Below are 11,672 nucleotides of genomic sequence, written 5' to 3' on the forward strand. Positions count from 1 at the left end.
CGGCCATCCGCATCCACCACGCACCACCACGCACACACTTGAGTATTCCAATGATACGTCGATGCCGGCATACTGCTTCATGGTCGTCTCTCCGTGATGCTATGGAGCAGGTCTCTCCTGACTCCGCGACACCATCATTGTGAGGGACGACCACCAGCCATTCAAACCTGGCTGGCCGGGCTCCGCCCGTTACACCATCTAACTTATTGTTTTTACGCAATTCCGGACGGAAAACCGCTGCGCACTTTTCCTGGAATTGCTCTAGGCTCAGGACCTATTAAGTTTCTTGCATGATGCGGGCGAGATTGCTTCCATGACGGCGAACAGGAGCTGTCATGTTGCTCACCGAAGGCCCGATGAGCGATCGCAAGGGGGCCGCACTCATGCTGGATGCGCGTCCGGCCGCGAAAACGCTGATTGGGGACCGTGGCTACGACAGCTATCGCTAAAATCGAAAACATGTTCGGCCGCATCAAAGACTGGCGACGGATCGCCACCCGCTACGATCGATGCGCCCACGCTTTCTTCTCATCCGTCTGCATCGGTGCAACCGTCTCCATCTATCTCAGACAATGAGTCCTGACCCCAGCACTATGCGCAATCAAAACCGCGGAGCCGTCGAAAGCGGCTTCCGTCATGGAAGGCGCCGCCGCCCGTCTTTCGGCGGCGGCGATTGCAGCGTGATTGCTCAGGCTTCCGCCCGATCTCTCTCTTCGTCGTGCACCGGCGCGTGGTTGAGGCCGTTGCGCTTGTTGTAACGGATCGACGACCAGAGCGAGATGCCGATCAGGGCCGCGCCGCCAAGGCCGGTGACGACTTCGGGGATGTGCGTCAGCGTCTGCACATACATGACCACCGAGAGGATCAATATCGCATAAAAGGCACCGTGTTCGAGGTAGCGGTAATGGGCCAGCGTGCCTTTTTCCACCAGCATGATCGTCATCGAGCGGACATACATGGCGCCAATGCCGAGGCCGATGGCGATGATGAACAGGTTCTGGGTGAGGGCGAAGGCGCCGATGACGCCATCGAAGGAGAAGCTGGCATCGAGGATTTCAAGATAGAGAAAAGCGCCGAAGCCGCCTTTTGCCGCCGCACTCATCGTCCTTTGAGACGCATCCAGAAAGCCCGCCAGGACTTCCACTAGGAGAAAGGTCAGGAGGCCATAGATCGAAGCGTGAAGGAAGGTCGTGGCATCATCACCGTCAAGCACCGAGGTGAAGATGAGAACGAGAATCAGCACGAAGGCGATTTCGATGCCCTTGACGGTGGCGAAATGCGCCATCCGCTTCTCTATGAAGCCGATCCAGTGAACATCCTTCTCATAGTTGAAGAAATAGGTCAGGCCCACCATCATCAGGAAGGTGCCGCCGAAGGCGGCGATGGGCAGATGTGCGGCCTGCATGATCTCGGCATATTGCTCGGGCTTGGTCGCGGCGAGCTTCAGCGCCTCCCAGGGGTCGATCCAGGCAGCGATGGCGACGATTGCCAGCGGAAAGACGATGCGCATGCCGAAGACGGCAATAATGATCCCCCAGGTCAGGAAGCGATGTTGCCAGACCGGAGTCATTTCCTTCAGCTTGTTGGCGTTGACGATGGCATTGTCGAAGGAAAGCGAAATCTCCAGCACGGCCAGGACCGCGCAGATGAAGAAAGCCGTGGCGAGGCCGCCGAGCGTGCCGGTCGTGTTCCAGCCTAAAAAGGCACCAAGAGCCAGGCCACCCACGGTGACGGCAAAGGCCCAGCCGAAATAGCTGAGTACAGATTTGGAAGCGGTGGGCGACGTCATGGACGCACCCCGCCGAGAAGGGTGGTGAAGCCCGTTAAAGCGCGCAGCCACATGCCGAAGACGGCATGCGGATGAGGCATGGTCAAGCTATTCATGGAAAGAAGTCCGCCGGCTCATCTGCAGGCGGTACCGACATCGCGAGAGCGCCGTAAAAACTCTCGCCAGAGGGGCCCGGCACCAAAGTTCAATCCGCCACCGATGTCAGGAGGGCCGCGGAGATGCTTATAAGTTAGTGAAGTCGCGACGCACGTCAAGTGTCTAGGGTTGAAATCCCCCTCGATGGCTCTGCTTTCAAGATTGAGAATTTGAGGAACCAAACGGGAAAGGTGGCGTTTGCCCATCAGGCTTGTTTGTACCGTCCTTCTTACCCTGACGACAGTGACCGATAGGAGAAGCTTCCATGAGCCCCAATCCCATTCATCGTAAAGCGCAGGAGCCGAAGCCGGAGCTGACTGAACGGCAGAAGAAAGCGCGATCCAATACGCTTCGCCAGGCGCAGGTCTTGCCACCGCATCATGTCGATCTGACCTTGCATCCCGTGACGCATGAAGATGTCCATGTTCCCGCCCATATCAATGGCGCCGACCTGTCGCGCGAGGCGCCGGCCGATGCCAATCATGGCAAGAAGCGGAAACCCGGCTCGCGGCACTAGTCCAGCCACAGGCCATTCGATAAGTGATGGCTACTTGTGTCTGGGCGTCTTGCCGTCGGATGTGAAGCTGCCGTTGAAACTCATTTTGGGCGATTTGGCCGAGCATTCGATGGTGACCGGCTTGCCGGCATAGGGGTTTGCGAAGGTGCAAGTGCCCTTTGCTTCGACGCCAGACATCTTGTTGCCGGCGCCGGTCGAAATAACGTCGATCGGCAACTGTGCCGTGCCCTTCTGGCTGCCTGGTTTGATGCCTCTGCCGTCGCCCTGGAAGCCGAGCATTTTACCGCCGGACGTGAAAATGAAGGTCACTGAGCCATCTGGCCCCGTCACGCTGGCGAGTTCGCCCGTGCAGCCCTTGGAGGCATCAAGTTTGCCGACCACGAGTTTTGAACATTTTCCGCTGACGACGGTCACGCCCTGCGACGGGAAGTTTTCCACTGCGCCGGCCGACGTTGCGGCCAATATCGTCAATCCAAAAGCAATGCCTGCGAATCGCATAAGAGGGGCTCCTTTCAAGCCGGTGCAGATTCGCCGATCAAAATGTGGCAGTCAACCCGAAGCAGAAGCCAAGCCCGAAGCGCATCGCGATCTTTCAGATTTGCTTCTTGCGCTTCAGGATGCTGACGTTACGCCAGCCGTTGTTTCAGAACGGCTGCGCGCCTCTGCGCTACAGCCTCAGTGCGGCGCCGCTTCCGGGACGAGCGAGCCGATCAGCTGCAGCAGGGCATTCTGACGATTGCCGCCGCCGGCCAGGAATTCGTAGAGGGTCATGGCTTTCTCGCTGCCGCCGTCGACGACAAAATCCGCCTGGCGAATGACGAAGACCTCGCCGCTTTCGGTGTCGCGGGCGAGGTGGAACATATATTCGTCACCATTGGGCTTGTGGTTCTTGTAGAACTGCCGCTTCATCACCGTCATCTCATCCTCCCGTATGATCGATGCGCTGATATGACAGTAGGATGACGGTCCGGCCGGAAGTCAAGCGGCTTGTGGCGGGAACTTGTGTCGCAGGCTGCGTGCAAACCGCAATCACAGCCGACTCAACCATGTGATTGGCTATCTTTCAAAAGGCGATTATTCTCGACTTGCGCTCGAATTTTTCGAGACGCGGCAAGTTGGAGATCGAAGCACATGAGAATGATGTTAGCGCTGGGAGCGATTTTGAGCCTGGCATGCGTCTCCGCAGGCGAGGCGCCTTCGAACTATCAGATCCACCAAGGCATTCGTGCCGATAGCGATCCGGTGGTGATGGCAAGATACGACAGGGCACTCAATTATTGCGAGCCCGAGGCCTATTCCTGGCGACGTGGGTCGTCCGACCCGAACAGTACGCTTTACTGGCTGGCTCTGCGAGCCTGCCTCTACCGCCAAGGTTTTATCGACCGTGGCGCCTATGCCTATCCGACGACGGCAGTGTTCCGGAATTTCCTGGATCGCTGAGCGCCCGCAATTCTTCTCAGGCCGTTGGGCTGTTCTTCGGCTGGATCCGCTTTGACGACGTTCGGGCCCTGCCGATCGATATGAAACTAAAAAGGCCTTTCGATTTCTCGAAAGGCCTTGCTTTTCAGCGAATTAGGATGGTGGGCGTGACAGGGATTGAACCTGTGACCCCTACGATGTCAACGTAGTGCTCTCCCGCTGAGCTACACGCCCATCCGATGGCGGCGCATAGATCACAAAACCTTGGTTGCCGTCAATAGGCTTTTTTTCGGTTTTGTGACGTGGCCGCCAAAAGCCTTACGCGGCAAGGAGTTTGTTGACCTCGTCAACGAGTTCTCGAAGGTGGAAAGGCTTGGAAAGGACCTTCGCATCCTTCGGCGCCTTCGAATCAGGGTTCAATGCGACGGCGGCAAAACCGGTGATGAACATCACCTTCAGGTCGGGATCGAGTTCGGTGGCGCGGCGCGCCAGCTCGATGCCGTCCATTTCCGGCATGACGATATCAGTCAAAAGCAGCGAGAACGGTTCTTCGCGCAGCCGGTCGTAAGCGCTGGCTCCATTGTCAAAGGACAAGACCTTGTAGCCGGCTTTTTCGAGCGCCTTCACAAGGAAGCGACGCATGTCGTTGTCATCTTCGGCAAGAAGTATCTTCTGGGTCATCATCTCTATCGCTAATCAATCTTGTCTGGTTGGGCACGTCGAGGGTTTAGGTTAACGCTCCGCCGTAAACAAGCCGTGAATGGTGGGGCATAACGCGCCAATTTGGCATTTGTTCGAGGCACGAGCGAATTCCGCGAAAACCTCTTAAGTTCCCGCTGATCGCGCATTCGGAGAATTCGACTACGGCGCTTTGGATTAAGGCCATTTCGTTCAAGTTACTATGGACTTGCTGTCATGCAGCTGGCAACATGACTATTGCGACAAGTTGTTGACATGGTAAAGACGTTGATGTCCGCGGAAATGCGTAGTTTCGAGATTTTCGAGGTATTGGAGCCCGGCTCCCAGACGATACCGTTTGTCTACAGTTCGCCGCATAGCGGGCGCATTTACCCCCCCGATTTCATCGCTCAATCCCGCCTGCAGGGCATCGCCATCCGCCGCTCGGAAGATCATTACGTCGAAGAGCTTTTTTCGGCGGCAAGTTCCCTTGGTGCGCCGCTGCTGTTTGCCAATTTTCCGCGCGCCTATATCGACGTGAATCGCGAGCCCTATGAGCTCGATCCGCGCATGTTCGACGGCGCGTTGCCATCCTATGCCAATATCAATTCGCTAAGGGTCGCCGGCGGCCTCGGGACCATCCCGCGAATCGTCGCAGAAAATATGGAGATCTATGCGCGCCGCGTCCCGGTCGAGGATGCCCTGAGGCGGATCGACACGATATACAAGCCCTATCACGCCACCCTCCGGCGGCTGATTGCGCGCACCCATGTAAAATTCGGTTTCGGCGTTCTTGTGGATTGCCATTCCATGCCCGGCAATATTCGCATCGCCGGCAGCAATATGCGTCCGGATTTCATTCTCGGTGATCGCTACGGCACCAGCGCCTCGGCGGAGCTATCCCGCGCCGCCATGCAGATCCTTGAGGAACTCGGTTTCAACGCCGTGCGCAACAAGCCCTATGCAGGGGGCTTCATCACCGAGCATTACGGCCGTCCTTCTCGCGGGCTTCACGCCCTGCAGATCGAGGTCAATCGCGCTCTCTATGTCGATGAGACGACGCTGGAGAAGCGCCCGGATTTCGACCAGGTCGCATCCGCCATCACGCTTTTCATGAAGCGCATTGCCGAGCATGTGGAATCCTACACCGGCGACCCGGCGTTGGCTGCGGAATAGAAACGCCCCTATTTGCTTCTGATCTTCCGGTGCGTGTTTCGCCGGGCAAGCAATCCAATCGATATCAGGGAGGCGGCTGGCCGGCGGTGTCGGTCCTTGCGGCTTGGCGCCTGGTTTCTCGGGATATCCCGACAAAAAGAACCGCGCTCGTGGCGCGGTTAAGTCTAGGGAGGAAACACCCAGGAAGGGCATTTACAGTCAGAAGACTGTAGCTGGATGATGATGCTGCAATGCACAAATGTCAAGCAATATTTTGCAGTGCAAAATATTTAGGCAGATGGGAAAATTCTGCCCGATCGGCAGGCATTCCGCCTATGGCGTCATCATCCGGTTTGCTTCATGATCCATATGCGCTATGACTTCGCCATCCCGTCACTTACCCGGATTGACCATGCTTCCCGATCGCTCGTTCTTCTACCGCCTGGCCGAAGCGGCCAAGGCCGAAACCCTGCCGCGCTTCCGAGCCGGCATCGATGTGGTCAACAAGGAAGCCAAGGGCTTCGATCCGGTGACGGAAGGAGATCGCGCCGCCGAAGTGGCGATTCGGTCCCTGATCGAGGCCGAGTTTCCCGATCACGGCATTCTGGGTGAAGAACATGGCAGCGTCGGTCTCGATCGCGAGCATGTCTGGGTGATCGATCCGATTGACGGCACGCGCGCCTTCATTTCCGGTGTCCCGGTATGGGGAACGCTGATCGGCCTGCAGAAGAACGGCCGTGCTATCATGGGCATGATCGACCAGCCCTTTACCGGCGAGCGTTATTTCGCCGATGGCAATGGTTCCACCTATTCGGGCCCGGATGGGGAAAGACGGTTGCAGGTCCGCGATTGCGGCAGCCTGTCAAACGCCATTCTCTTTACAACGTCGCCCCATCTCTTCGTCGGCGAAGAACTTGCCAGATATCGCGAAATCGAGAGCCAGGTTCGGCTCTTTCGCTATGGCACGGATTGCTATGCCTATGCGCTGCTTGCGGCCGGTCATGTCGATCTCGTTGTCGAGAATTCGCTGAAACCCTATGATGTCGGCGGTATCATCCCGGTTATCGAACAGGCCGGCGGCATCATCACCACTTGGGATGGCGGCCTTCCGGAGATGGGCGGATCGATCATCGCAGCAGGCAGCCGTGCTGTTTATGAGCAAGCTCGCGCCATCCTGTCTCGCTAGAGCGGTTCAGTTTTTCACGGAATCTGAGAGCAGCTCTAACTTATTGTTTTTACGCAATTCCGGACGGAAAACCGCTGCGCGCTTTTCCTGGAATTACTCTAAGGCCTGAGGCTGCCGACAGTTTGCCAAGCGATCCGTGAAAAACGGATCGCTTAAGCCCCGGCTTCCACTTCGTAAGCATTCGCCACCGCATCGCTGCCGGGAATGAAGGCGTGGATGGCGGCGAGGGCCTGGTTGCGATAGATATCCCGCTCCTGCAGGATTTCATGCTTGGCGCCGTGAATGGGCACGAGTTGCGCGGCCCGGAAATAACGCGCCAGCCGCTCCTGATCGATATAGGGCACGACGCCGTCTCGCGTCGGCGCAATCAGAATGGTCGGAATGGGGATTGAGAACAGGTGTTCGGGCCTGTTGACGCGCTCGATTGTCCGGAATGCCTGCGACAGCCAGCGTGCCGTCGGTGGTCCCAGGCAGAGTTGCGGATGGGTCGTGCCAATGCCGATGTTGCGCCGGTAGCGTTGCTCGTCGGTCGTCAGCGGGTTCTCGGCGAATGGCCTCTCCTTGAATTTCTTGCTGAACTGCATCCGGCCAAGCCCGACATTGCTGACCGCACTGGAGAGAAAGCGGATGAGGTTGGGGGAGGCGCCGTGACCCATCAGGCCGATAAAGGGCGCCGACAGCACCATGCGTTCAATGCGGCTCCCGAGTCGCGGTGCGGCGGACATGGCAATCAAAGCGCCGGTCGAATGCGCAAGGAGAAAGAACGGCAGGCGCGTGTCCGGCAGGACGATCTTGTCGAGGAAAGCCGTCAGGTCGCGTTCGTAATCCGAAAACCGGCGGACATGGCCGCGCAACGGATCCTTCAACAGCCGCTCCGATCCGCCTTGGCCACGAAGATCGAAGGTCGCGACCCAAAGACCTTTGGCCGTGAGGTCGCGGATCGTCTCGAAATATTTCTCCATGAACTCGTTGCGGCCCTGCAGAAGCACGACGGTTCCCTTGGCAACCGGCTGCTCGCAACGGAAGATGGCGTAGCGCAACTTGCGCCCGTCGAAGCTCTCGAAGAACCCCTCGGTGCGGTTCTCCGGCACCGGATTGTCTGCTGTGGAGTAGAGGATCGAATCCATGACGGTGTCGTGCCTCGCTGACGGAATGGTCCTTCTCAAGGGGATAGCGCAGCTTGGGGGAATTGCAAATGGTTTGTTGGCGGTCCCAGCGGCACGCATACCCTGTGCCGATATTCTCCGTCTGCATCAGGTCTTCGGTGTCGCACCGCGTCGTTCGAGTGCGGTTTGGCGGATGATGTCGGCAATCTCCGGGCTGCTACTCGACAGCATCTGGAAATCCGAGGAATAGAGCGATAGCAGCGAGACCTCAGTTGCGGCGCTGACGGTCGCCGAGCGAGGTTCGCCGCTGATCAGTGCCATTTCGCCGAAGAAGCTGCCGGTGCCAAGTTCCACAGGGTTCGGTGTGGCGACGCTGACGCGGCCCTCGACGATGAAGAACATCTGGTCGCCGGTCTCGCCCTTGCGGCAGATTATGCCGCCCGCCGGCACGACACGGGGTCTCAACGCTCGCACGATCTCGATGAGTGCGGCCGAACCAAGCTTCTGGAACAGCGGCACCGCCGCAACCAGCTGCCAATTGCGCACGAAATCCTGGCGACGAACTTCTTCGTAGAAGCCGGTGGCGAGGATACCGGCCCACAGCGCAAAGATGCCGATTCCGCTCATCATGACCAGCCCGGCAAGGACGCGACCGGCGAAACTTTGCGGAATCTCGTCGCCGTAGCCGGTGGTCGACAGCGTCACTACCGCCCACCACATCGCCAGCGGAATGCTGCCGAACTTGTCAGGCTGGACGTCGCGCTCGATGATATAGGCTGCGAGCGCTGCGCCGAACAGAACAATGCCGAAAATGGAAGTGACGCCGATCAGGTTGCGCGCTTCCTTGGTCAGAACCCTGCCCAGCAGCCTGAAGAAGGTTGAGCCGCGCAGCGGCTTCAGCAGCCAGATGGCACAATAGAGGCTTTGATCGCGCCCGCGTATGAAAAAGAATGCGGCCAAGGGAATCAAAACGGCAAGGACGTCGACGGCGATTTCCAGTGCATGGCCGCGAACGCCTCTCGTCCGCTGCATGATCAGCGTCTCGATCAATTGCAGAACGTAAGCAGCCCAAATGCTGACGAGCAGGACTTCCAGGATGAGCCTGGTCTGTCCGGTTATGTACGGCGTCGTCAGTGCAGCCACTGTCAACAGGCCGATTGCAGCGAGCAGCGCGTTCAGCGATACGGAAATCTTTGAGAAACGGAAGGCCGACATTCAATACCCCGGGTGGGCTGCCACTATTCGTAGAATAGGATGGCTTCGATCCAAACGTAAAGGGCTGTCGGGACATGCACCGCAGCCAGGTTTCGCTCGTAAAGGGAGCAATTTACGGTAGACTTTGCAATCGGATGGAGGAATTGCAATAGGTTTGTCGCTTTGTCGGCATGACGAGCGACCACCTTCGTGCGGCATCCGGCATTCCACGCCTTCTGTTACTATCGCCGGCCAACATCCAGCGGAAAGCCCTTGAAGGGCTTGATTTCCTTGAGCACGAAAGTCGTCTGCATCTCCTTGATGCGCGGCAAGCGGCGAACAACTGCCATGGCGAAATCCGCATAGCTATCGAGGTCCGCGGCAACGACCTGCAGCAGGAAATCCGCATCCCCGGCAATGCTGTAGCATGCCACGACTTCGCTCAGCTTCAGGACGTCGCGCGAAAATTCTTCGGCTTCGGCCTCGCTATGGCTGTCGATCTTCACCCTGATGAAAGCAAGCACGCCGAGGCCGATCTGGCGCCTGTCGAGGGTCGCCGTATAGCCCTGAATGACTCCGGTTTCTTCCAGTTGGCGCACGCGTCGCCAGCATGGAGAGGTCGAGAGCCCGACTTCGGACGAAAGCGCTTGGTTTGTCAGGCGTCCGTCTTTCTGGAGCGCTCCGAGGATTCGCAGGTCCATCGGTTCAAGTGGAAAGGGCATATGTGGCCTCGATATGGGTCAATATGGGTAGGTTCTACCATATATAGTCAAATCCTGGCAATAAAAGGTAGGATTCTCCGTAGTGTTGGGGATATTCTTCTTGAGAACATCGACACCAAAAACAGGGTTCCCATGCTTCCTGATATCCGTCTCGCCATCGTCATCAATCCGGATCTGCCGCTTGGGCTGATCGCCAATACCGCCGGCGCCATCGCGATCGGGTTAGGCGCGCGATTTCCCGCGCTCGCAGCGCGGCAACTGACAGATAGGGAGGTTCGGGCCATCGACATCAGTTCGAACATGCCGGTTCCGATGCTGCAGGCGGATGCCGATACCATCCGGTCGCTGCTGCTGAAGGCATTGCCGCAACAGGGCGAACGGGCCGTCGTCGCGTTTCCGGCTTTCGCACGCTCGCTGCACGACTACAGGGAGTACGAGGCAACGTTTCCCGATCGCGACCTCGCGGCGGAAGTGATCGACGGTCTGGGAATAGCGGGTCCATCGAAATGGGTGAAGTCGCTGACGGGCTCGCTGAAGCTGTTGCGGTAGTTGTCCGCTTTGACGCAATTCCGGACGGAAAGCCGCGTTGCACTCTTCCTGGAACTGCTTGGGCGGCTGGAAAGAAAAAGGCCGGCTCGCGGGATAGAGAGATCCGCTTCGCCGGCCGAGCAAGACTGAAGAAGAAGGGACGATACACTTCAGTCATCGGACGATGGTGTTCCGATGATTTATTGGTAGGCTTGCCAGCCTGAACCGGTTCCGAACCGCCCGTTCATCTGCGGTTCACGCAGTGCTTTTCCGCAAAATGCGAGCGGTGGCACAGGGGGCTTGAACTCCCGAAAAACGATCCCCATCTCCTCTCTGCGGGTGCCAAACGGGCTCGCGGAACCGTCCCGAGGCCGCCAGGAGTGGGGTCATGGGACAAAAATAGAAATCGCAATTGTCGCTCACAGGAGGACTCCATGCGTCACGTAGACTTCTCTCCCCTTTACCGGTCCACCGTCGGTTTCGACCGTCTCTTCACCATGCTCGACAGTCTTGCGCAGCCGGATCAGGCTCAGACCTATCCGCCCTACAACATCGAGCGCACCGGTGAGAATACCTATCGCATCACCATGGCCGTTGCCGGTTTCGATGAAAAGGAACTGAGCATCGAGGCCCATGCCCATGTCCTGCAGGTCAAGGGCGAAAAGAGCGAAGAGCCGGCTGAAGTCAGCGAATATCTTTATCGCGGCATCGCCAAGCGCGCCTTCGAGCGCCGCTTCCAGCTCGCCGATCATGTCGAGGTCCAGGCGGCTTCGCTGAAAAATGGTTTGCTGCACATCGATCTGTTGCGCAACATTCCGGAAGCCATGAAGCCCCGTCGTATCTCCATCGCGGCTGAGCAGGTGGAAACCCCGAAGGCCATCGAGGCTCATATCAACTAAGACTGGCTGACGGTCTTCGACCGTCATGCCCGGGCTGGCGGACTTAAGCCGCCATGTCCTTGATCCTCCCAAGATCAAAAAGAAGCGGCGCCCAATCGGGCGCCTTCAGACCGCTGACAAACCCCGTCATTTTTTGGCGGGGTTTTATTTTGTGTTGAGTTTCGAGGTTGACTGGATGTTTTGAACGGGCCGTTCAGATTCCCTCTGCTTATGCGGGGCTCGGTTGGCTGGCCTTGGTGAGGGCCATTGCGATCTTCTTGATGTTCTGGGCGGCTGCGGCCATCAGGCACTGGCATTGGACCCGGATGAGACTTCGGAACCGCGCGTAGCGATGACCATGCAAC

Annotated in this window: 13 protein-coding genes and 1 tRNA gene; 6 read left to right on the top strand and 8 right to left on the bottom strand. The window is 58.0% G+C overall.

Going from position 1 to position 11,672, the window contains the following annotated elements:
* Positions 1-688 precede the first annotated feature (688 nt).
* On the bottom strand, positions 689-1,789 hold the full coding sequence (locus QD409_RS34535; protein ID WP_430764949.1) for a DUF475 domain-containing protein: 1,101 nt from the start codon (positions 1,787-1,789) through the stop codon (positions 689-691).
* A gap of 400 nt (positions 1,790-2,189) precedes the next feature.
* On the opposite strand from QD409_RS34535, the gene QD409_RS34540 reads away from it, so the two are divergent.
* On the top strand, positions 2,190-2,441 hold the full coding sequence (locus QD409_RS34540) for a hypothetical protein (RefSeq protein WP_092850053.1): 252 nt from the start codon (positions 2,190-2,192) through the stop codon (positions 2,439-2,441).
* A 30-nt stretch (positions 2,442-2,471) separates the two neighbouring features.
* Here the strand turns inward: QD409_RS34540 and QD409_RS34545 are convergent, their stop codons facing one another.
* Both QD409_RS34545 and QD409_RS34550 read right to left on the bottom strand, forming a co-directional pair.
* On the bottom strand, positions 2,472-2,939 hold the full coding sequence (locus tag QD409_RS34545) for a hypothetical protein (protein WP_092850046.1): 468 nt from the start codon (positions 2,937-2,939) through the stop codon (positions 2,472-2,474).
* Positions 2,940-3,116: 177 nt separating this feature from the next.
* Positions 3,117-3,359, bottom strand: coding sequence for a hypothetical protein (locus tag QD409_RS34550; protein WP_092850041.1), 243 nt, complete (start codon positions 3,357-3,359; stop codon positions 3,117-3,119).
* A 213-nt stretch (positions 3,360-3,572) separates the two neighbouring features.
* On the opposite strand from QD409_RS34550, the gene QD409_RS34555 reads away from it, so the two are divergent.
* Entirely contained in the window at positions 3,573-3,881 is a 309-nt protein-coding gene (locus QD409_RS34555; protein ID WP_092850031.1) for a hypothetical protein, read from the top strand.
* Positions 3,882-4,019: 138 nt separating this feature from the next.
* Here QD409_RS34555 and QD409_RS34560 read toward each other — a convergent pair.
* Together QD409_RS34560 and cpdR1 are read right to left on the bottom strand one after the other, a co-directional pair.
* Positions 4,020-4,094, bottom strand: a tRNA-Val gene (locus tag QD409_RS34560).
* Between the two features lie 84 nt (positions 4,095-4,178).
* Positions 4,179-4,541: a response regulator CpdR1 gene (cpdR1, locus tag QD409_RS34565; protein WP_004117561.1), complete on the bottom strand. Its 363-nt coding sequence runs from the start codon at positions 4,539-4,541 to the stop codon at positions 4,179-4,181.
* 273 nt (positions 4,542-4,814) lie between these two features.
* Here cpdR1 and QD409_RS34570 point away from each other — a divergent pair, with 273 nt between their 5' ends.
* Positions 4,815-5,714: an N-formylglutamate amidohydrolase gene (locus QD409_RS34570; protein WP_245298025.1), complete on the top strand. Its 900-nt coding sequence runs from the start codon at positions 4,815-4,817 to the stop codon at positions 5,712-5,714.
* Between the two features lie 391 nt (positions 5,715-6,105).
* Positions 6,106-6,879, top strand: coding sequence for a histidinol-phosphatase (gene hisN, locus QD409_RS34575; protein WP_430764950.1), 774 nt, complete (start codon positions 6,106-6,108; stop codon positions 6,877-6,879).
* Positions 6,880-7,031: 152 nt separating this feature from the next.
* Here hisN and QD409_RS34580 read toward each other — a convergent pair whose 3' ends face one another.
* The 3 genes from QD409_RS34580 to QD409_RS34590 all read right to left on the bottom strand — a co-directional run bounded on the left by QD409_RS34580 (position 7,032) and on the right by QD409_RS34590 (position 9,901).
* Positions 7,032-8,006, bottom strand: a complete 975-nt coding sequence (locus QD409_RS34580) for an alpha/beta fold hydrolase (protein WP_092850014.1) — start codon at positions 8,004-8,006, stop codon at positions 7,032-7,034.
* A gap of 126 nt (positions 8,007-8,132) precedes the next feature.
* Positions 8,133-9,200, bottom strand: coding sequence for a cyclic nucleotide-gated ion channel (locus QD409_RS34585; RefSeq protein WP_430764951.1), 1,068 nt, complete (start codon positions 9,198-9,200; stop codon positions 8,133-8,135).
* Between the two features lie 221 nt (positions 9,201-9,421).
* Positions 9,422-9,901 (bottom strand): Lrp/AsnC family transcriptional regulator, encoded by a 480-nt coding sequence (locus tag QD409_RS34590; protein ID WP_092850004.1) that lies wholly within the window; start codon positions 9,899-9,901, stop codon positions 9,422-9,424.
* A gap of 132 nt (positions 9,902-10,033) precedes the next feature.
* Between QD409_RS34590 and QD409_RS34595 the strand changes: the two genes are divergently transcribed.
* Entirely contained in the window at positions 10,034-10,450 is a 417-nt protein-coding gene (locus QD409_RS34595; RefSeq protein ID WP_092850000.1) for a DUF2000 domain-containing protein, read from the top strand.
* Positions 10,451-10,863: 413 nt separating this feature from the next.
* Positions 10,864-11,328, top strand: a complete 465-nt coding sequence (locus QD409_RS34600) for an Hsp20 family protein (RefSeq protein WP_092849998.1) — start codon at positions 10,864-10,866, stop codon at positions 11,326-11,328.
* Positions 11,329-11,672: the final 344 nt, after the last annotated feature.

It is taken from the genome of Rhizobium sp. BR 315, assembly GCF_050577975.1.
GTDB classification, from domain to species: domain Bacteria; phylum Pseudomonadota; class Alphaproteobacteria; order Rhizobiales; family Rhizobiaceae; genus Rhizobium; species Rhizobium miluonense.

Excerpts from the sequence above, each read along its gene's own strand:
- QD409_RS34535 (WP_430764949.1), bottom strand. The coding sequence starts at position 1,789 with ATGACGTCGCCCACCGCTTCCAAATCTGTACTCAGCTATTTCGGCTGG.
- hisN (WP_430764950.1), top strand. The coding sequence starts at position 6,106 with ATGCTTCCCGATCGCTCGTTCTTCTACCGCCTGGCCGAAGCGGCCAAG.
- QD409_RS34595 (WP_092850000.1), top strand. The coding sequence starts at position 10,034 with ATGCTTCCTGATATCCGTCTCGCCATCGTCATCAATCCGGATCTGCCG.
- QD409_RS34585 (WP_430764951.1), bottom strand. The coding sequence starts at position 9,200 with ATGTCGGCCTTCCGTTTCTCAAAGATTTCCGTATCGCTGAACGCGCTG.
- QD409_RS34545 (WP_092850046.1), bottom strand. The coding sequence starts at position 2,939 with ATGCGATTCGCAGGCATTGCTTTTGGATTGACGATATTGGCCGCAACG.
- QD409_RS34580 (WP_092850014.1), bottom strand. The coding sequence starts at position 8,006 with ATGGATTCGATCCTCTACTCCACAGCAGACAATCCGGTGCCGGAGAAC.
- QD409_RS34570 (WP_245298025.1), top strand. The coding sequence starts at position 4,815 with ATGGTAAAGACGTTGATGTCCGCGGAAATGCGTAGTTTCGAGATTTTC.
- QD409_RS34555 (WP_092850031.1), top strand. The coding sequence starts at position 3,573 with ATGAGAATGATGTTAGCGCTGGGAGCGATTTTGAGCCTGGCATGCGTC.
- cpdR1 (WP_004117561.1), bottom strand. The coding sequence starts at position 4,541 with ATGACCCAGAAGATACTTCTTGCCGAAGATGACAACGACATGCGTCGC.
- QD409_RS34540 (WP_092850053.1), top strand. The coding sequence starts at position 2,190 with ATGAGCCCCAATCCCATTCATCGTAAAGCGCAGGAGCCGAAGCCGGAG.
- QD409_RS34590 (WP_092850004.1), bottom strand. The coding sequence starts at position 9,901 with ATGCCCTTTCCACTTGAACCGATGGACCTGCGAATCCTCGGAGCGCTC.
- QD409_RS34550 (WP_092850041.1), bottom strand. The coding sequence starts at position 3,359 with ATGACGGTGATGAAGCGGCAGTTCTACAAGAACCACAAGCCCAATGGT.
- QD409_RS34600 (WP_092849998.1), top strand. The coding sequence starts at position 10,864 with ATGCGTCACGTAGACTTCTCTCCCCTTTACCGGTCCACCGTCGGTTTC.